The 21745-nt window shown below is 34.8% G+C and carries 13 protein-coding genes; 2 read left to right on the top strand and 11 right to left on the bottom strand.

What is annotated here, in order from left to right; genetic code table 11:
* Positions 1–31: 31 nt before the first annotated feature.
* From GKZ86_RS17130 to GKZ86_RS17080, 11 genes are all read right to left on the bottom strand, one after another.
* A complete protein-coding gene (locus tag GKZ86_RS17130) occupies positions 32–1687 on the bottom strand; it encodes an arylsulfatase (RefSeq protein WP_154784289.1) in 1656 nt (551 codons plus the stop codon).
* 722 nt (positions 1688–2409) lie between these two features.
* The gene (locus GKZ86_RS17125; protein WP_154784288.1) at positions 2410–3669 is read right to left on the bottom strand and encodes a YeiH family protein; all 1260 of its coding nucleotides are present in this window, start codon (positions 3667–3669) and stop codon (positions 2410–2412) included.
* Positions 3670–3783: 114 nt separating this feature from the next.
* Positions 3784–5397 (bottom strand): sulfatase-like hydrolase/transferase, encoded by a 1614-nt coding sequence (locus tag GKZ86_RS17120; RefSeq protein WP_154784287.1) that lies wholly within the window; start codon positions 5395–5397, stop codon positions 3784–3786.
* 145 nt (positions 5398–5542) lie between these two features.
* The gene (locus tag GKZ86_RS17115; protein WP_154784286.1) at positions 5543–6256 is read right to left on the bottom strand and encodes a rhodanese-like domain-containing protein; all 714 of its coding nucleotides are present in this window, start codon (positions 6254–6256) and stop codon (positions 5543–5545) included.
* 79 nt (positions 6257–6335) lie between these two features.
* Positions 6336–7400, bottom strand: a complete 1065-nt coding sequence (locus tag GKZ86_RS17110) for a sterol desaturase family protein (RefSeq protein ID WP_154784285.1) — start codon at positions 7398–7400, stop codon at positions 6336–6338.
* Positions 7401–7690: 290 nt separating this feature from the next.
* Positions 7691–8284 (bottom strand): DUF1214 domain-containing protein, encoded by a 594-nt coding sequence (locus tag GKZ86_RS17105; RefSeq protein ID WP_154784284.1) that lies wholly within the window; start codon positions 8282–8284, stop codon positions 7691–7693.
* A 205-nt stretch (positions 8285–8489) separates the two neighbouring features.
* Positions 8490–9044, bottom strand: coding sequence for a DUF1254 domain-containing protein (locus tag GKZ86_RS17100; RefSeq protein ID WP_154784283.1), 555 nt, complete (start codon positions 9042–9044; stop codon positions 8490–8492).
* 128 nt (positions 9045–9172) lie between these two features.
* On the bottom strand, positions 9173–11092 hold the full coding sequence (locus GKZ86_RS17095; protein ID WP_154784282.1) for an arylsulfatase: 1920 nt from the start codon (positions 11090–11092) through the stop codon (positions 9173–9175).
* A gap of 167 nt (positions 11093–11259) precedes the next feature.
* Entirely contained in the window at positions 11260–12828 is a 1569-nt protein-coding gene (locus GKZ86_RS17090) for an arylsulfatase (protein ID WP_154784281.1), read from the bottom strand.
* Positions 12829–12852: 24 nt separating this feature from the next.
* The gene (locus GKZ86_RS17085; protein WP_154784280.1) at positions 12853–14328 is read right to left on the bottom strand and encodes a RagB/SusD family nutrient uptake outer membrane protein; all 1476 of its coding nucleotides are present in this window, start codon (positions 14326–14328) and stop codon (positions 12853–12855) included.
* 16 nt (positions 14329–14344) lie between these two features.
* Positions 14345–17470 (bottom strand): TonB-dependent receptor, encoded by a 3126-nt coding sequence (locus tag GKZ86_RS17080; protein ID WP_154784279.1) that lies wholly within the window; start codon positions 17468–17470, stop codon positions 14345–14347.
* 1173 nt (positions 17471–18643) lie between these two features.
* Between GKZ86_RS17080 and GKZ86_RS17075 the strand changes: the two genes are divergently transcribed.
* The gene (locus GKZ86_RS17075) at positions 18644–20119 is read left to right on the top strand and encodes a nitrate/nitrite transporter (RefSeq protein ID WP_154784278.1); all 1476 of its coding nucleotides are present in this window, start codon (positions 18644–18646) and stop codon (positions 20117–20119) included.
* 17 nt (positions 20120–20136) lie between these two features.
* Positions 20137–21729, top strand: coding sequence for a magnesium transporter MgtE N-terminal domain-containing protein (locus GKZ86_RS17070; protein ID WP_154784277.1), 1593 nt, complete (start codon positions 20137–20139; stop codon positions 21727–21729).
* Positions 21730–21745: the final 16 nt, after the last annotated feature.

Below are 21745 nucleotides of genomic sequence, written 5' to 3'. Positions count from 1 at the left end.
TTTGGTATGTTTTCTATAATAAGAAATGTGTCTATTTCTTTAGAGCAGCGCCGCCCGGCATTGTCTCTGGTTTTAATTTAAATTTACTGTATTCTACAACTCCGGTTTGGTCAGCCCATTCAAAATAAGAAGCAGAAAGTTTGTTTACAACTGCAATATTTTGTTGTGCGACATTCGTCGTTTCACCTCGGTCCGTTTCGATATTATAAAGTTCCCATTCATACGACGGATAAATTGAGACTAACTTCCATTTTCCATCGCGAACTGCTCTGTTTCCTGCTCTTTCCCAAAATAACGGAGCGCCTCTGTCAACAGTCGAAACATTATCAAATAAAACGGGTAATAAACTTTTTCCCGGTAGCGGATTAGTGTTTATACCGTTATAATTTTTAGGATATTCAATTCCTGCCAATTCATAAAAAGTAGGAGCGAGGTCAATGATATGTCCGGTTCCTTTATCAATTCTTCCGGCTTTTATTTTTGATGGAAACCACGCAATAAAAGGAGAACTGAATCCGCCTTCGTGCATATTATTTTTATATTGCTGTAATGGAGTATTCGATAAATATGCCCAGTTTTGTTCCTGATAATCAAATGATCCGGATGTTCCTACAGGTCCATCATTTCGAACCAAACCTCTTCCTAACGGATTATAAGTATTAAATCCGCCTTGAGCGCCATTGTCTGAAATGAAAATAATCAAGGTGTTTTTATCTTTCTTTAGCGCTTTTATTTTCTCCAGAACTTTACCCACATTCTGATCCATATTATCGACCATTGCGGCATAAACTTCCATTTTTGCTTTCCAGAATTGTTTTTCGTCATAGGTTAATTTACTCCATTCCGGAACTTCAGGATCTCTTGGAGAAATTGTTTGATCGGCAGTTAAAATGCCATTTGCTTTTAGTTTAGCAATTCTTTTTTCTCTTAAAACATCCCAGCCTTCATCAAATTTTCCTCTGTATTTTGCAATGTCAACCGGTTTTGCCTGTAATGGCCAGTGCGGCGCGGTAAACGCTAAATATAAAAAGAAAGGTTTGTTTTCTTTGTTTTGTTCGTCTAAGAAAGTCACCGCATTATTCCCAATTTCATCTGTAAAATAATATGAATCATCTTTTGGATGCAGTTCTTCGTTATTACGAATTAATTTTACCGGATATGGCGTTTTTCCGAAAGGCAAAGGTTTGGTATCAAAATAATTCGAAGCGCCTTTTAAGATGCCGTAAAACTTATCAAAACCTCTTTGGTTTGGCCATTGCGCCTGATCTTCAGAACCTACGTGCCATTTTCCTGATAAAAGTGTACTGTAACCGCCAGAACGAAAAACTTCACCTAAAGTCAAAGATTCTTTATTTAAATATCCCTGATAAGCAGGCAAACCTAAATTAACATCAAAAAAACCAACTCCGGCTTTATGTTGATATTGTCCGGTTAGGAGGGAAGCTCTTGTTGGTGCACAAATCGAGTTATTGTAAAATTCACGAAGGCGCAAACCTTCAGAAGCTAATTTGTCCAGATTCGGCGTTTTAATTTCAGAACCATAATTTCCTAAATCAGAATAGCCCATATCATCAACCATAATTAAAATAATGTTTGGTTTTGCTGATGATGTTTGTGCATTAGATACAGCACTAAATGTTCCGGTTAAGAGAAGGGAAAAGAAGAGTTTTGTTGTGGTATTGTACATTGTAATGATGCTTTTGTTAATTGTTTTTTTGTTGTTTAAGTGATAAATGTTCTTTAAATCAGGTCATTTTCGTTGCCGCAGAAATGACCTTTTATAATCAAAAAGAAGTTTAATGTGTCGTCTTCATTTTTCATTTTTGATTTATAGTTATAACGTAATATCTTTTGAGGCCAGAAGCATCAAAATTGATATTTAAAGTTGAATAAAGTTAGGGATAAGTATTGTTCGATTTCTATTTTTCGATTCTAAGTTTAAGTCGAATCTAAGCGAACATATTTTTTGAGAATTAACAACAGCTGCACATATAACAAAAGTTGCTATAAGTGTATTTTTCAGAAAGAATGTAATGCGGTTTGTTCTCTGTTGCTTTCAAAATGTAGTTATTTATATTTTTAAACTCTACTAATTCTATAGATAAAGTTATATTTAATATTGTAATATCCAAATTTATCTTTAATTATTTTTGAAATAATTGATATTATTGATTTTAAATTATTGTATATGAGTTGTTTATGAAGGATGAAAATCAACGATAAAGTTGTGTCATTTCGAGGAACGAGAAATCACATTCAGAGAGCAACGAACTTTAAATCACATCCTATAACTCAATTCAGGACGTGCTTAACTTTATGTGATTTCTCGTTCCTCGAAATGACACACTTTGAGGAAATCCTTAGCGAACTTTGCGCTCTTTGCGGTAAAATAATGTTACTCTTATTAAATTACTTAAATAATATAAAAGCAATAATCAAAGTAACAATTACATTAAATAATTGCGCAATTAAAAAGGCATACAAAGGTTTTCTGCTATTATTTTGAAGTAAATCTTTAAAATTAGTTTCTAAACCAATACTTGTAAAAGCAAGAGCAAACCAAATTCCCTGAAGGTTTTTTAAACTGTCTTTTACACTATCTCGAACGTCAGCAGTAAGCAGGAAAGAAAAAACTAAAGAAGCAAGAATAAAACCAATTACAAACTTTGGGAAACGCTCCCAAATTACGCTTAACGTAGGTTTTGATGCCGCAACTTCAGCCGATTTATTGTGGGTATATGTCCAATAAACAGAAATTGCGAAAGCAGCTAAACCTAGCAATACATTCTGTGAAAACTTTACAATTGTACTAATTTTCAATGCGGTTTCTCCAACCAAAGTTCCGGATGCAACAACGGCTCCGGAGGTATCAATACTTCCACCAAGCCATGCTCCGGTTACTTCTTCGGGAAAGTTGAAGTATTTGGCAATCATCGGCATAAAAATCATCATCGGAATTGCGGTTACCAAAACGATCGAAATAACATAAGAAAGTTTTTTTGAATCGCCTTTTATCGCTCCGGAAGTTGCAATTGCTGCAGAAACGCCGCAAATAGAAACAGCACTCGAAATCATCATGGTTAATTCATCGTCGACTTTTAATTTTCGGCAAAGCCAAAAAGCAAAATACCAAACCGATAAAACGACAATTAAAGCCTGAATTAATCCTAATGAACCTGCTTTTAAAATATCGGAGAAAATGACACTTGTTCCTAGTAAAACTAATCCAATTTTTACAAATACTTCTGTTGAAAGTGCTGATTTAAACCATTCGGGAAGTTTGAAAAAATTACCAATTGCCAAACCGATAATCAAACTAAAAATTACGGCTTCTAAGTTGATTGCTTTTACAGTTGTATTTCCTGCAATTATTAATGCAATTACGGTTAAGATATAAACTATGGGAAAAACGATTAGAAAGTTTTTAACCGATTTTCCAATTAAAAAAGTACCGAAAGTTCCTATGGAAATAAGATATAAAAATTGAATAAGGAGGATTTGTACATTCCCAAATTCAAATATATCGTTTAGTAAATCACTTCCGTTTGACCATTTAAAAATGGGAACTTCAGGAAGATATAGAAATAGAGAAATACCGATTATTATAAATCCGAGAATTACGACTGTCCAGTCTTCGTGAATGGTAAATTGTTTTGAGGTAGTTGACATTGTATGTTTATTTCCTGCAAGGTTTTCAAAACCTTGTAGGTATTAGTTATTAAGATAGAGGTTAAATAGAAAGACCTACAAGGTTTTGAAAACCTTGCAGGACTTTTGTAACTATTACAAATCGACGAAGTATTTTTGTTTACCAAAATCAAATTCATAATGCGTTAAATTTGGCCATAAAGGTTTAACCAAACCTTTTTCCCAATTTTGCAAAGCGACATGTAATTCGCTTACTTTATCCGGATTTTTTTTAGCAAGATCTGTAGTTTCAGATTTATCTAAGGCCAAATTATAAAGCCATTCTTCATGGGTTTTTCCGCTGATGATTAATTTCCAGTCACCGCTTCGAATTGCTTTTGCATCGCCGGAACGCCAGTATAAATTTTTATGAGCTTCAGTATTATTATTTACGGTACTAATCAAATCTATACCGTCGTAAACACGGTCTTTTGGTAAACCGGAATGGGTAACGGCAGCAATCGTACTAAAAATATCCAATGTACTTACCGGATATTTATAAACGGTATGCGGCTTGATTTTTCCTTTCCATGACAATGCAAACGGAACATTTATGCCGCCTTCAAAATGTGAAAATTTTCCACCTTTTAATGGAGCATTTGTGGTGGCAAAAGTATAATCAGCACCACCATTATCACTGGCGAAAATAATTATAGTATTTTCTTCTAAACCTTCTTTTTTAACTTTAGCTCTAATTCTTCCAATGGCGTCATCTAAAGCGCTGATCATGGCAAAATAAACACGTTTGTTTTCGTCTTTTACATTCGGGAAACGATCGTAATATTTCTTGCGAACCTGAAATGGCGTGTGTGGCGCATTAAACGGAACATAAAGTAAAAAGGGTTTTGTTTTATTTTTATCGATAAAAGCTTCTGCTTCATCAGCAAAAGTTTCGGTTAGATATTTCTTGTCTTTTATGATCGTTGTGTCACGTCGGATTTGCCCAATTCCAACACGGCCATTTCCCCAAATCATTTTATCCGTAAAATCTTTGTGATGGTGATTGATAATATCCGGATTATCGTCTTCGGGCGTGTAAAGCGAAAATGCCTGATAAAACCCATAATGATAATCAAAACCTCTGTCTAAAGGAAAAAATCCTTTGTTGTGCCCCAAATGCCATTTACCAATAATTGCCGTGTTGTAACCTTGTTTTTTGGCTAAATCTGCAAAAGTAATTTCAGATTGTGGCAAACCTTGTGTGGCTATTGATGCTTCATTTGGATATTCGATTTTATCGTTCAGTCTCCAATTATTCGTATTGATTAAATACTTGAAAGCATAATATTCTAAATTGTTTTTTGGATATCGGTCTCCAGGCTGAAATTCATGTCCGAAACGTTCCTGATAACGTCCCGTAAGCAAACCCGCACGCGAAGGCGAGCAAATTGAAGCTGAAACATAACCATCTGCAAAAGTAACTCCCGAAGCCGCCAAAGAATCTATTTGTGGCGTTGGGGTCGATTTTCCTCCATAAAGCGAGATGTCATATTTCCCTAAATCATCGGCAAGCAAAATAATGATGTTCGGTTTTTTTTCTGCTTTTGAAGTATCTTTTTGGGCGAGAAATGCTGCCTTTCCTTCGGCTAATTTTTGATCTGGTTTAATTAAAGTTCCATCGGTATTAATGGGCCAGAATAAGAATACTGCGAGAATTAATAATACGATTAGAATCGATAAAATGATTTTTTTTGTTTTTGATAATGCCATAGTTTTAAATTGTTTGTTCTTTTTAGTGCATTTTTGTCATTCCGAGGAACGAGGAATCTCCGCAAGAAGCTCCTCAAAGAAAATCGACAATCATTGCCGAGTTACTTGCGGAGATTCCTCGTTCCTCGGAATGACAAGATTGGGATTACTTAGAATCCAAAGCCACATCAACATCGTTTTTCAAATCGCCTAAACCATCTTTTTTGAAAACAATTTTTCCGTTTTGATACAATATCAAAGTAGGGAAGACCTTTACCGTTTTTAAATCGGCAATAACCTGCGGGCTTTCTTCTAACTCAATTTGAACGATTTTTAATTTTTCACCGTATTGCGTTCTTAGGTTTTCTAAAATAGGTTTTACGGTTTTGCAGGTTGCACAATATTTTGATCCAATGTCTACCAAAACATAATTATTATCTGCGATGATTTTTTTGTATTCAGGAAGCGTTAATTTGCTTTTTAAATTGGTATAAAAAGGTTTTCCGCCACCAATCCAGCTTGCGATTCCGCCTTCTAAAATATAAACTTCAGTAAATCCTCTTTTTGCTAAATCTGTAGATAAAAGTCCGCTTCTGTAGGCTGCAATAGAATAAATAAACACAGGTTGAGACGGATTTAAAGCAGCTACATGTTTTTCATAATCATCTGATTTAAGATTGAAATTTACAGCGCCTTCAATATGGTTTAAAGCAAATTCATCTGCACCTCTGGCATCAATTATCTGTGGATTTTTTTGACTTTTAATTTTCGAATAAAAAGCATCCAGCAATATATTGGCACTGTTTCCTTGCGCAAAACCTGCAACTGTAAAAAGTAGAAATACAGTGGTAAAAGCCTTTTTGAGTATTTTATTTTTCATACTATTTTATTTAAAAAGCCAGCCTACATTCAATTAATTTAAATGTAAGGCTGGCATAATTTTTATTTCGTTTCTAAAATTAAACCTGCTCTAAAACAGGAGTTTGTTCAACAGTTTCAACGGTTTCAACAGGTTTGGCTTTTAATGGAAACGCCAATACACCTTCGGCAAGAGAACTTCCTTCTTTTTTAGATTTGAATATTGGCCACAAAAATTGTGCATACCATTCTTCTTGTTTGTATGATTTTGTTCCGTAAGATTCCGGGAATTTACGTGTAATTAAACCCGTTCCGAAAATTACATCCCAAATGAAAAACATATTTCCGAAGTTTCCTTTAAAGTGTCCAACACCATCTCCGCTTGTATCTGCGTGATGTGCGTGATGCGTTGCCGGAGTCGAAATCAAGCGTTCTAAAACCCATGCAACCGGATGTAAAACTTTGTATTTATAAAACGGTTTGTCCCAGGCAATACTTGAGTGCGCTCCTAAAGTGATGAAACTTTTAATTACCAAAACAAATAAAGCAGGTAATCCTAAACCTAAATACGTTAAAGTTGCCGTTAAATAAATTTGAGAAAAGAAAACCGTATAAATAAAGTTTTGTCTGGATGCCATCGCCATTCCCATATATGGAGCTGAGTGGTGTGTTCTGTGAAAACGCCATAAAAACGGAACTTGGTGGTGAAGTCTGTGATACCAATATTGCGTTAAATCATCGGCAATTGCGATCAGGAAAAATCCTCCCCAAAATGGTACCCACGAAAGTGAGTTTGCTAAATTTGGAATTAAATAAGGCAAGGCTGTTAAGCTGAAAAAAGCAATTACAGGCGGTAAAAGCATTTTTGGAGCTAAGAAACAAACGATATCTATTTTACGTTCTTCTCCTGTCCATTCGTCATCGTATAAACCTGCAGCAAATTCGATCACTCCCAAAACAAGCATGAAAACGGTTAATCCCCAGGTTCTGATGTGCTGAAACGCGGGTTGTGCAAATTCTAAAAACGCCGGTAATGTAATATGTGATTCGCTCACAAGTACATTCGTGAATTTAAAATAAAGGAAAATTGCCACTACTGGCAAACTGTATATTAAAAGACTGATACTTAAATCTCTTGTTAGTTTTTCTTTTTGAACTATAGCCATGATGTTTTATTTTAAAAATTGATTTACTAATGCTAAACCTCCGGCCAAAATTGCCAATGGTACTAAAAATACAATTGCCCCAACGACAATTTTTTTTCCGATAATTTCGTAGTCTACCCGTTTCATAATCTTTGTTTTTCTATTATTACTTAAGTGTTTTTATTTTATAGTGGTATTGATAATCAATAAATTGTATAGAATTGTAAATGTAAAAATTTATATAATTAATTCTATAGATTTAGTAGAATAATATTCATAAAAATTTGACTAATTTGTTACAATTTTAGCAATTACTTTACTTTTTGAATAGTTGGAAGCGTTTCAACCGTTAAATTGTCTCTTAATTTATCTGAAGGCAAATACAAACGAATGATTAAAGACGTTTTTTTAACATTGGTAATTGGCAGCCAGTTTTCTTTTTTTTCTGAAGCTGATAGGTTGATTTTATAAGAGGTACTATCTGCCTCGTACTTTACAGTTTCAAGATTATAGCTGTATTTATCGATTGGATTTTTAATTAAAAAACCGTTTTCATCATAAGCCGTAATACTCCAATATTTAGCATCTAATTTTTTTCCGTTAATCACATAATCTGATTTAGGATCTAATGCATTTCCTTCACTATCAGTATTAGTACTCAAATAGATTACTTCTTTTTTGGTCAAGGCATAAGGTCCGTAAACAGATACTTGTGCTATGGTTAGCAAATCTGCAGTATTAAGATCTTTATCTTTATCAACGGTTTGCCAGTTGCCTATAACTCGCTGCGAATCGCTTTTTCCGGATTTAATGCTGTAAATACCAAATCCGCTTCCTAATACAATAGCCAAAAGAATCAATACAAATCCGATTGCTACTTTTTTTATGTTTTGTTTTAAAGCCATTTTTATTTCTTTTAATTAAACGTTTGTGTGGTGAACTTTGTCAAAGTTAGTATCCGCATTTTTATCATCCTGACGGAGGATGGATCTCCGCAAGAAGCTCCGTTTAGAAATTTGCCAATCTTTGTCGAGTTACTTGTGGAGATTGCTTCGCCAGTTCGCTATCGCTCGTGTCCTCGTTCCTCGGAATGACAAACTTTGAGACGACTTACTTCGCTAATTTCTCTACCGTAACGCCATGTTGCAATTCTGCAAGTTGTTTTACCGGATATGCTTTTGAAACTAAATAACGAAACAGAATCAATCCTTTAGTAGTCGGGCTATAAATAATTTTCTCTTTCGGAATATTTTTTAAGGCTTCTGAAGTGCTTCCTTCTGGAGGAACTAAATAATATTCGAATTTTGATTTTACCTGCTCTTCATTCTGAACAAAATAATTTGTTGTGTTTTCCTGATAAGCAGAGATTGACCAATAGGTTGAATCCGGAACAATTCCTGAAATCTTTAAAATGCTGTCTTTTAAATCATAATTAACGGTCGAATACAAAAAGTCAGGATTTGGTAACGGAATCACTCTGCTGTTTTCTGCATTTGGCTGATCTCCAAATCGGGGTGTATTGACAAAGCCCAGACTTTTTTCGGCAAATTTATGCTGCACATAATAAGGAGTAATCCAAATGGTCAGGTAGTAAAAACTTACCGCAATTACTACAAGAAGTAAGGCAAAAATGCCTTTTTTGATTAGTGGTTTTGTTGCTGCCATGATTTATTTTTTTTAAGACGTTCCTGCAAGGTTTTCAAAACCTTGTAGGTATTACTTGAAAACTTATAAGGTCGTATAATTAAACCTACAAGGTTTTGAAAACCTTGCAGGTTGTGTAAATGATGATATTAATTAGTTCCGGCTGGTTTATTAGCCTGACGAATTAATTCCTGAAGATTTTTACTTTTATCAGTTCCATTATTATGGATTCTTCTGCTAAAAACATCTTGCCAATCGATTAACGGATAAACGTTATTTTCTTTCGCTTGCTCATCAAACAATTTTTGAAGTTCAGCTAGTTTCTCCGGATATTTTTTAGCCAGATTAACACGCTCGTTAAAATCTTCATTTAAGTTGTATAGTTCCCAAACATCAGTATCGAAATTGCTTTTTACAGGAGCTTCAGTCGTACCAATTGCTTTTTTTAAGGTAAAAGAATCCGGAAGATGCGCTGCAGCAGCTTTCCATCCATCTTTATAAATAGCTCTGTTTCCGAAAATATAATAATATTGTATTTTGTGTAACGATTCTGCTTTTGCATCATTTAAAGAAGCATAAAAAGAAGAACCTTGTATTTTATCCTGTTTAATTTCACGGATTGTTTCAGGAGCTTTAAGTCCTGCAATATCCAATGTCGTTGGAAGTAAATCTGTTACGTGGCTGTATTGATTTCTAATTCCACCTTTTTCTTTAATTCCTTTTGGATAATAAACAATCAACGGATTACGGGTTCCTCCTTCAGAATGTGCATCTTGTTTCCAGTTTTTGAAAGGAGAATTAGTTGCTTGTGCCCAGCCTAAAGGATAATTAGTATTTAAACCTTTTGCAGTTCCAATTTCTCCAATATTGTTTAAATTATCCTGAAGATTTTTTTCATCAGAAATTCCCTGAGCAAAAAGATTTTGGCTGATTGTACCTTGTGTAGTTCCTTCTTTGCTGGCTCCGTTATCTCCAATTGCAACAAAAATAAGCGTATTTTCTAATTGACCAGAGGCTTTTAAATGCTCTACAATTCTTCCAATTTCATGATCTGTATACGTAAGATATCCAGCATAAACTTCCATAAAACGAGCGTAAACTTTCTTTTGGTCCGGAGTTAGTTTTTTCCAGTCTGTAATAATCGGGTTGCGTTCCGGTAAAATAGCATTTGCAGGAATCACACCTAATTTTTTCTGATTAGCTAATACTTTCTCACGGTAAACATCCCATCCTTCATCAAATTTTCCTTTATACGGATCGCTCCATGATTCAGCAACCTGATGCGGTGCGTGAACAGCTCCCGGCGCATAGTACAAAAAGAATGGTTTGTCCGGAGCAGCTTTGTGTTGCTTTGTTAAATAACCAATCGCTTTATCTGTAATTTGATCTGTTAAGTGTCTTCCGTCAGGAACAACATGTGTATTATCTTCAACTAAATCTGGTTTGTATTGATCTGTTTGAGATCCTAAGAAACCAAAAAAGTGTTCAAAACCTTTTCCTGTTGGCCATCTGTCGAAAGGTCCTGCATCAGAAGCTTCTTCGTCAGGAGTCAATCCGTATTTACCAACAGCAAAAGTGTTATATCCTTTATCTCTTAAAATTTCAGCGATTGTTCCTTTATCAGATGGAATCCTTCCGTCCCAACCTGGAAAACCTGCTGATAAAACAGTGTGAGAAAACCCGCTTACGTGTACTTTTCCTGAATTTCTTCCGGTTAATAAAGCGGCACGGGTTGGCGCACAAATAGCCGTTGTATGAAAATTGGTATAACGTAAACCATTGTTTGCCAAATCATCAAAAGTTGGTGTTTGTATCAAACCTCCAAAAGCGCTTGAAGCTCCAAATCCTACATCATCTAATAAAATCCAGACAATATTTGGTGCTCCAGTTGGTGCTTTTACCGGTTCTGGCCAATATTCTTTAGAATCAGCCAATGTTTTACCAACAACGCCTTTAAAGCTGGCGTCTTGTTCGTTTTGTGCAAAACCAAGTTGTGCCACTAGTAATGCGGTAATCAAAAGCCCTTTCTTAGGACTTTTGATTGTACTCTGATTATTAATTTTTTTCATTTTTAAATAGTTTTTAGTTGATTAGGTAATAAATTTTTACTTGTTTGCTTTGGTTAATAGTTCCTAAGCAGATTTACCTGCGGTAGCTGGCGTTTTATGTATTTGTAATGAATATTAGATTAGACTTATATTTATTTACTTAAAGCGTAGCCAATTTTTTAACTGTATTATTTTATTTTATTCCAATCTTCGACACCTACTTTTACGGACCATTGTTGATGTAATTCAATCAGGGTCTGGAGCAATTTTGGTTCTGATTTGGCTAAGTTTTTTGTTTCTGTCCTGTCTGTAGCAAGATTGTACAATTCCCAAGGCTGATTATTTTCGGCTACTGCTTTCCACTGGCCTTTTCTTACTGCTTTGCTGCCTTCATGTTCCCAAAATAAAGCTTCATGTAGGTTGGATTGTTGTCCTTCAAATTCCTTTTTTAAACTAATACCTTCTAAGGGCGTGAGATTTTTTCCTTGAAAAGAATCGGGATATTGAAAACCAGCATACTCCAGACAAGTAGGAAAAATATCAATCACATGACTTACTCTGTTGCTTAGTGTTCCGGCCTTAATATGCTTTGGATAATAAGCAATAAAAGGTGAAGCAATACCGCCTTCGTGGGTGTTCTTTTTGAATAATTGAAAAGGCGTGTTGCTCACATTTCCCCACGGACTTTCGTAACTATCAATTGATGCAACTGAACCTGGTGTTCCATTTTTTTGCGTGACATAATTCCAGTTTTTTACATCATCGGCACTTCCGCCATTATCCGAAAGAAATAGAACAATTGTATTATCTTCTTCTCCCAAAGACTTGACTTTCTGCAGGATTTCTCCAATTCCGACATCCATTCGGTCGATCATCGCAGCGTAAATTGCCATTCGTGTATCCCATTTATCTTTTTCTTCGGCGCTTAGTTTTTCCCAATCCGGAACTTTTTCAAAGCGATTTGATAAGTCCCAATTTTTATCAATGATTCCTTGTTCTTTTAATTTTTTAAAACGGCTTGCTCTCAATTTATCCCAGCCTTCCATATACTTGCCCTTGTATTTTGCAATATCTTCCGGCAATGCCTGAATGGGCCAATGCGGGGCATTATAAGCAACATAAAGGAAAAAGGGTTGTTGCTGATTTCGCTGTTTTTCTAAAGAATTAATCGCGAAATTGGTAATTTCCTGGGTCAGATAGGTTGAAGTATCTGTGCGGATAATTTCTTTATCTCCTTTTAAAAAAGTGACTTTTCTTCCGTCGTTATACAAAGGTTGCGAGTTAAAATAACTGCTTCCATTGTTTTGTAAAGTAAAAGAATCATCAAAACCTCTATTAACCGCCCATGCTGATGGTACTAAACCAACATGCCATTTTCCAGAAACAATAGTGTTATATCCTGCCTGTTTGAGTGCTTGCCCAATTGTGATACAATGCTCGTTTAGATATCCCTGATAAGCCGGAAATCCTTTGTCCTGAACCATGTCACCAACACCGGCCTGATGCGGATATAAACCCGTGAGTAATGAAGCCCGGGAAGGACAGCAACGCCCTGCATTATAAAATTGGTTTAGAATAAGCCCGTTTTTAGCGAGCTTATTCAGGTTTGGGGTTTTAATTTCTGAGCCAAAAGCACCAATATCTGAGAAACCTAAATCATCAGCCAAAAAGATGATGATGTTAGGTTGTTTTTTTTGTGCAAACAGCTGAAATTGTGCAACAACCAAGAAGGCAAAAATGAACACTTTTTTAATCATTTTATTTATTTGTATGTGAGCCTTTTAATTATATCCAGGATTTTGTGGCAATCCAACCGGATCAAAGTTTCTTTCGCTTTGAGGAATTGGATAAAGGTTATTTTTTTCTGAAACCGAATTTTTAGCGGTTACTTTTTTCACTTCTGTAACCAAAGTTCCCCAACGTACCAAGTCGAACCATCTTTGTCCTTCCTGAACAAATTCTTTTTTGCGTTCTTCCTGAATCGCCGCTCTAAATGAGATTTGGTCTAATCCAACTAAATCTACAGTGGCATCGGGAGTTGTAATTGGTTTTCCAAAAGCTCTTCTTCTAACCTGATTGATTAGTTCATAAGCTTCTGCAGTTGGCGCTCCTTGCTCATTTATAGCTTCTGCCAAAGACAATAAAATGTCGGCATAACGAATAAGAGGGAAATTGATTGCGACATTTCCTGGTGTTGCCAAATTCGTTAAATCCAGATATTTTTTGAAAATTGGTTTAGGAAATGTATAAAGCGTTCCCGTTGTTGGGTTTAGCAATTGTTTGGCATAACTCACATCTCTTCTTGTGTCTCCGGCAGCATAAATGTCATAAAACAAAGCCACGTCTGAGATAATATCGGCAGGTTCTGTAGCTGTAAATCCGGTAAAAGATGTAGATTGAAAAGTGCTTCCGCTAGATCCGTTTCCTGCCTGATTTGGCTCAAACTGAACAGAGAAGATATGTTCTTTTCCGTTTTTCTTCGTTTTGGTGAAAATATCCTGAAAGTTTTCGAACAAAGCATATCCATAACCACCGTTTATTACTTCTCTGGCTTTTAAAATAGCATTAGGCCAATCTTTTCTTGTCAAATAAACTTTAGCTAAAATTGCTTTTGCAGCTCCGGATGTTGCACGTCCGGCATCGGCAGCTGTGTAAGTAGCAGGTAAAGCTTCAGCATCATTTAAATCAGAAATAATCTGCGTATACACTTCATCAACAGTTGCTCTTCTTGATTTTAAACTTTCTAACTGAATAGAAGTTGGTTCGTGCAAAACAATTGGAACGCCGCCCCAAAGACGAACTGCCTGAAAATAAAGCAATCCTCTAATGAATTTAGCTTCATTAATTAATCGGGTTTTAACAACTTCGTTTCCTGAAACTTTCGGAATATTATCGATAGAAACATTGGCTCTGTTAATTCCCGCATAAATTTGTCTCCACGCCACCTGAACACGGTCATTGGTCGCGTCATGCGTTAAAGCGCTCATTGCTCTTACCTGCGGATTTGTTGCAGAAACTCCTGCTGCAGCATAATCAGAACCCATATCGGTTAAGAAATAAAGGTTTCTTCCAAATAAACTCTGTTCTCCCGGATCAAGGCTTAATGAAGCATAAACTGCAGTTACACTTGCAACGGCGTCATCCTGAGTCTGGAAGTAATTATCTTCGGTTACAAAAGAGGTTGGTGTTACCTCTAAATCTGCGCACGATACGAATAGTCCGGCGCTAAAAAGGAATACTATTATAATCTTTTTCATTTTATATTTTTTTTACTTAGAAAGTTACGTTCAGTCCCGAGATGAATGTTTTTGAGTTTGGATAAGAACCAAAATCAATTCCCGGATATAAGTTGTTTTGTTCGTATGAACTTACCTCCGGATCATATCCGGTATATTTTGTCCATGTAACCAGATTTTCGGCAGAGACATAAAATTTCACGCTAACTGCTCCCAATTTTTTAGAAATGCTTTTTGGTAATGTGTAACCAAGTGTGATTAATTTTAATCTCACGAAAGAAGCATCTTCTACATAACGCTCAGAAACAATTCCTAAAGGAGAACTTGACGCTCTCGGAACTTCGTTGCTTGGGTTTGCCGGTGTCCAACGATCTTCTAACGTAACATTAGCATTGGTTCCAAGAGTAGAAATTTCTAATTGTTGGTTTAAAGCATTGAATATTTTTGCTCCATAAGATCCCTGAAAAGAGAAATTCAAATCAAAATCACGATATGAAACCGTGTTGCTGAAACTTGCAACAAACTTTGGTTGTGATGTTCCTAAATTTCCTTTGTCAAGAGCTGTAATTGCACCGTCGCCGTTAGTATCAACATATTTTCTGTCTCCAATTTTTGTGTTGGCTAAACTGTTTATTTTTGGTTGTGTATTAATTTCTTCCTGAGTCTGGAAAATACCGTTTGTTTTGTATCCCCAGAAAGTTCCCAAAGGCAGACCAACTTTTACGGTCACAGGCTGTTGTTGCAATAATGAACCGTTTGGTACAACAGGAAAAAACTGATCAACTCCGTTCCCTATAGAAACCACTTTGTTTCTGTTAGCAGAAAACACAATGTTTGAGTTCCATGAAAAATGTTCTGATTTTAGGTTTTCAGTAGTTAAACCAATTTCAATACCTTTATTTTCAACACCTCCAATATTTTGAAGTACACTAGCATATCCAGAAGTTAACGGAACAGGAACGCTGATTAATAAATCGTTTGTTTTTTTGTAATAAACATCAAAAACAAAATTTACTTTTCTGTCTAATAATGACAAATCCAAACCAACATTATATTGCGTTGTTTTTTCCCATTTTAAATCAGGATTTGCCAATCGGGTAGGAGCCAATCCGGTATATAATGTACCTCCAAAAGAATAATTTACAGAACCCATTGAAGCCAATGAAAGATAATTTCCAATTTCCTGGTTTCCTGTAGTTCCCGCTGTAAGTCTAAGTTTAGCTTCGGTTACGCCTTTAATATTGTTTGCAAATTCTTCATCAGTAATATTCCAGGAGAAACCTGCAGAAGGGAAATAACCCCAAAGTGACTCAGAACCAAATCTTGAAGAACCATCTGCACGAGCGGAAAGTGTAAAGTTATATTTTCCTTTATAAGAATAATTTACTCTGGCAAGCCATGATTTTAAAACACTTTCGAAAGCATCACTATATGGTTTTACCGCAACACCATCCTGAATTGAGTTATAAGTATTTGCATCGTTTACAAAAGTGTTTGCACCTGCAGTAACCGTTTCTCCTTGCGTATATTGAAGAGTATAACCTCCTAAAGCTGAAAATTTATGGTTTTCACCGAAAGTTGTGTTATAATTCAAAGTGTTTTCATTTAAAACAGAACTTACCAATCGGTCTCCAATAGAAGCCAAACCTTTTGTTCCTGCACCGTTTGTTGTATTTGCAGGCGCATAATAGTTTTGTTTTGTATTAATAACGTCGCCACTTACGGCAATTTTCGCCGTCAGTTTTTTAGTGATTTTATATTCACCAAATAAACTCGTTAGAATTCTATTGATTTTAGTTTCGTTAATCGTATTTTCCAAATCATTAATAGGATTCGGAACAAAGCCATTTACAGAAGTTGCGTAAGGATTTGTAGTTACGTTATAGCTTCCATCAGCATTTTTAATAGGAACAACCGGTGCTGTTAAAACTGCACTAACCAAAGGGTTTGGAGTTCTTCCGCCACTTCCGTTAGTTCCAACGCCATTTGAGATTGAGTTACTATAATTGGCATTTACACCAAATTTAAAATTTTGAGAGTAATTTTTCTCGTAGTTAATTCGAAGAGAGATTCTTTTAAAATCAGATCCGATAACAGTTCCTTCCTGATCAAAATATCCGGCAGAAATAGCATAGCGAGATCTTTCGTCACCTCCGGAAAAAGACAACTGATGATTTTGTACCGGAGCTGCAGATCTAAATGCTGCAGATTGCCAATCGTATCCGCCAGAAGTTTTAAAGGCTTCGATTTGCGCATCAGTAAAAGAAGGCGCCTGACCAATACTTGCCTGAACATCATTTCGTAAACTTGCCCATTGGCTGGCATTCATTAAATGAAGTTTTTTAGAGACATCCTGAAATCCAAAATAACCCTGGTATGAAATATTATCCTGACCTTTTGTACCTTTTTTGGTGGTGATAATTACAACACCATTTGATCCTCTTGAACCATAAATGGCAGTTGCAGATGCATCTTTCAAAACTTCGATAGATTCAATATCAGCAGGATTTATAGTAGACAATACGTTGATGCTTGCTCCTGCAAAAGAAACTCCCGCAGAGCCATTATTATTGTCATTATAAATTAAGATTCCATCAACAACATACAAAGGTTCATTTCCCGCTGTAATAGAGTTTCCTCCACGAATACGTACACTTGAAGATGCGCCAGGACGACCTGAACTTTGTGTAACTACAACCCCGGCAACAGCGCCTCTAAGTAAGTTATCTGCCGATGAGGTTACCTGAGATAAATTTGCTTTTGGTACAGAAGCTACAGAACCCGTAATATCTTTTCTTTTTTGAGTTCCGTATCCAACAACAACTAATTCGTCAAGTTCTTGTCTTTCTTCTTTTAAGCTAATCGTAACCGGATTTTTGTCTACGATTATTTCTAGTTTCTTATATCCAATATAAGTTACGATTAAAGTGTAAGGTAATTTTTGCCCGGTTTGAAAATAAAATTTTCCTTCTGCATCGGTTACAACGCCGTGTGTTGTTCCTTTAATATTTATAGAAGCACCTATAATTGGTTGATTAGTAATGTCATCAACAACAGTTCCGTCAAGTTTCGACTGTATAAGTGGTGTCGTATTTTGTGCATTAATCCCCGCCGTCAGGAGCAGGAGAAATAGTAATGAATATGTTTTTAAATTTTTTTTCATTTCTTTGTACTGGTTTAAGTAATTAACAAGGCACCCTGAGTGTTGAATTTTCAACGCTCTGATTGTTTCCTTGATTTAGTGATAAATGTTCTTTAAGCCTCGCCATTTCTGTTGCCGCAGAAATGGCTTTTTTTATTTACAGCAACAGGTTTGCATATTTTTCATTTTAGTTTTTTTAGTTATTAGTTATTTTCTTTTGGATTTATAGGTGTGGTTTCAAGAATCATTTTAATACAAACTAATGTATCAAATAGATTTTTGGAATATTTTAAAGCTATGCTTTGGTGAATTTTAAAAAGATTCGTTTTTAGATTTGACTTAAAGGAAATCAACATAAACGATATATGGTCGAGAGATTTAACAACAACAGAAACACATATAACAAAAATTGCTATTTGTGTAATTTTTAGGAAAGATGTAATACGATATGCTTTCTGTTGTTTTCAAAATTTAGTTCTTTATGGTTTGAAATATTATTTTAAACTCTACTAATCCTATAGACAAAGTTAATTTTAATATAATAAAAACCAAAAAAAAATATGTTTTTTTTTAAACAGGACAATTTATGGCCTGGAATATAAAGTGTTTTTTGTTGTTAAATAATTGATTATTAATAATTTAGTATGTTATTTTTGAGTTTTTATAAATGTTAAAAAAACTATTTCAATATCATAAAAATGTAGTATTTTATACTTAATTTATTCATTTTTAATTACTTCCTATATTCTGCTTCATGTCTAAAAACGTCATTTAAAAGTCAATTTATCCAAAGACGATAATTTTTTATGCGTAAATGCCAGATTAACAACTTCTACAGAAACATTATCAAAAAGAGAATTTTGCATTCATAATAAATTGTAATTATAAGTAAATGAGTTCTTTAACTTTATAAAATGAAATTAAATCTTATTTGTATAGAATTTTATTACTAAATTTATGCAAAAATACTGGCACTGAATATTTTATATTTTACTACACTGGATTTATCTGCCTACTACACATTATTTTAATAAATGTTTTTCTCTTCTAAATATTAAACAAACAGGCAAGCTCTTGCTATATGACAAATGTCATTTTATGTAAGAATTTATCTATTTAATTTTGCGCTTAAAATTAGAAAAATCAAATTTTATTAAATCGCGATTTGTTTCAAATACATATAAATAGTCTTTTATGAGTAGTCTATCTCAATCTCACAGAATTTTGTTTCTAAATACATTAGCGTTTACGATATGTTTTGCATGTTGGACACTAAATGGTGTTCTGGTTACTTATCTCGTAGACAAAGGAATATTTAACTGGACAGTGGTTGAAACAGGCTGGTTATTAGGAATCCCTATTTTATCAGGTTCAGTATTTCGACTTCCCATTGGTATTTTGACAGACAAATATGGCGGTAAAATTGTATTTTCAATTTTATTATTACTTTGTTCCGTTCCATTGTTTCTGCTTCCTTTTGCCGGATCATTCTGGAGTTTTGCTGTATTAAGTTTTTTCTTCGGATTAGTAGGAACAAGTTTTGCAGTAGGGATTGGTTATACCTCGATTTGGTACCCAAAAGAATGGCAGGGAAGGGCGTTAGGTATTTTCGGAATGGGAAATGCCGGTGCAGCCATTACAACTTTTATTGTTCCAACTTTATTAAATCATTTATCAGAAAAAGATCCTGTAAACGGATGGAAAATGTTGCCTGTTATTTATGCAGTGACATTGGTCATTATTGGAATACTGTTTATTGTTTTTGCTAAAAATAAAACGAATCAGGGAGTTTCAAAAACAATGAAGCAATTGATGTCTCCGCTTAAAAATATTCGGGTTTGGCGTTTTGGAGCTTATTATTTTTTAGTTTTTGGATTTTTTGTGGCGTACTCACAATGGCTTCTTCCCAATTTTATGAATGTATACCATACAACACTCGTAATGGGAGGAATGTTTGCTACAATGTTTAGTTTGCCTTCCGGAATCATCAGAGCTTTTGGAGGTTATTTGTCAGATAAGTTTGGTGCTCGAAAAGTAATGTATTGGGTTTTAGGCTCATCAATTGTAATTAGTTTTCTGTTGATGTTTCCAAAAATGGAAATATTTACAGCCGGTCCCGGAGTTTTGGCTTCTACAAATGGTATAGTTACAGAGATTTCTGCTAATGAAATTATCATAAACGGGAAAATACATAAAATCAATGAAAAGCAAATTTCAAATAATGATGATACAGCCATTTTTCCGATAAAAAATTCATGGCAGGAAATTGTTGTAAAACAGAATCAGGAAGTTAAAAAGAAAGAATTATTAGCTCAGGGCGTAACACAAATTAAGTTTAGCGCCAATCTTTGGGTTTATCTCATTTTAGTGATTCTGATAGGAATTTCATGGGGAATAGGAAAAGCTGCCGTTTACAAACATATTCCGGAATACTTTCCTAACGAAGTTGGTGTTGTTGGAGGAATGGTAGGATTAATAGGTGGTCTAGGCGGTTTTATTGGACCAATTATCTTTGGTTATCTTCTTAATTACACCGGACTCTGGACGAGTTCATGGATTTTTATTTTCATCGTATCGGTTCTTTGTTTATTGTGGATGCATCGAACAATCATCAATGTAATGAGAACAAAATCACCAAATTTCACCAGAGAAATAGAACACAATCATTAAAAATTAAACAAGAATATATGAAAACATGGTTAGACAAATGGGAGCCTGAAGATGATACGTTTTGGAACTCTAACGGAAGCAAAACAGCCTGGAGAACTTTAACAATAACAACACTTACCCTTATATTATCATTTGCCTCTTGGTTTATGATGAGTGTTATTGCTGTTAAATTACCCGGATTGGGATTTAATTTTTCAAAAGATCAATTGTTTTGGTTAACAGCAATTCCCGGGTTGGCTGCGGGTTTTTTAAGAATCATTCATACCTTTATTTTACCAATATTTGGAACAAGACATGTAGTATCATTTGCAACAGCAATTAAATTAATTCCCGTAATAGGAATTGGTTTTGCAGTAATGAATATAAACACACCATTTTGGGTATTTGCTGTTTTGGCATTTACAACTGGTTTTGGAGGTGGAGATTTCTCTTCTTATATGCCAAGTACAAGCTTGTTTTTTCCTAAAAGACTTAAAGGTACAGCACTTGGAATTCAGGCGGGAATTGGAAATTTTGGTGTTTCGGTAGCACAGTTTGTTACGCCACTTATTATTAGTGTTGGAATTTATGGTGCTGCAACTGTATTTACAAGTATTGATCCTAAAGAAGCAATAAATGTTTTTCAGAACTCAACTATAGAAAAACAAAAAGAAGTTTTTGCCGCACTTGATGCTGAGGTTCAAACCAAAATATTAGCAAACGTAAAAAAAAGTATAATTGATTCAGTTAGCACATCAATTAAGTCTGATGATAAAGTTGCTCTTTTTACATCTTTACCAGTAAAGGCAAAAGCAAAATCCATAGCCAATGCAAATCCAAAACTGGCGGAGAAAATAATAAATGATATTAATCCAGATAATACAGCAGTAAAAAACAAAGAGATATATTTACAATCAGCTGCCTTTTGGTATGTTCCTTTCTTATTGTTGTTATCATTTATAAGTTGGTTTTACTTAAGAAGTATACCGATGAAAGCCTCTGTAAAAGAGCAGCTGGATATTTTTTCGAACAAACATACATGGTATTGTACTATTACTTACGTAATGACTTTTGGAACTTTTGCAGGCCTTTCTGCAGCTTTTCCGTTAATGATTAAATTCTTATATGGAGATTTTCCAAATGCTCCGGATCCTTTAGTTTATGCATTTTATGGCCCGTTAATAGGATCAGCGAGCCGTATAGCTTTTGGTTTTATTGCAGATAAAGTAGGAGGTGCAATACTAACAACCATTACAGGTTTAGGAATTTTAGCAGGATCTGTTATTTTAGTCACCGAAGGATTAGTTGCCCCAACAAGTATGAATCAATTTCCTCTTTTTGTCGCAGTAATTTTAGGAATGTTCTTTTTTACCGGAATAGGAAACGCAGGAACTTTTAGACAATATCCAATCATTTTTGCAGAAAATCAACGTCAGGCAGCTGGAGTTATCGGTTGGACGGCGGCGATTGCAGCATTTGGGCCATTTATCTTTTCTAAATTAATTGGAAATAATATTTCAGCTAATGGTACTGTAAATCAATTCTTTATAGGTGTTTCTTTTTTCACTATATTAGCTACAGGTATAAATTGGTGGTTCTATAATCGTAAAGGTTGTGAGAAACCGAGTTAAAAAAGTAATCATTAAA

It is taken from the genome of Flavobacterium sp. LC2016-13 (genome assembly GCF_009707955.1).
GTDB lineage: Bacteria > Bacteroidota > Bacteroidia > Flavobacteriales > Flavobacteriaceae > Flavobacterium.
The sequence above is the reverse complement of the archived record's forward strand: the minus strand, read 5'-3'. Positions and strand labels throughout refer to the sequence as shown.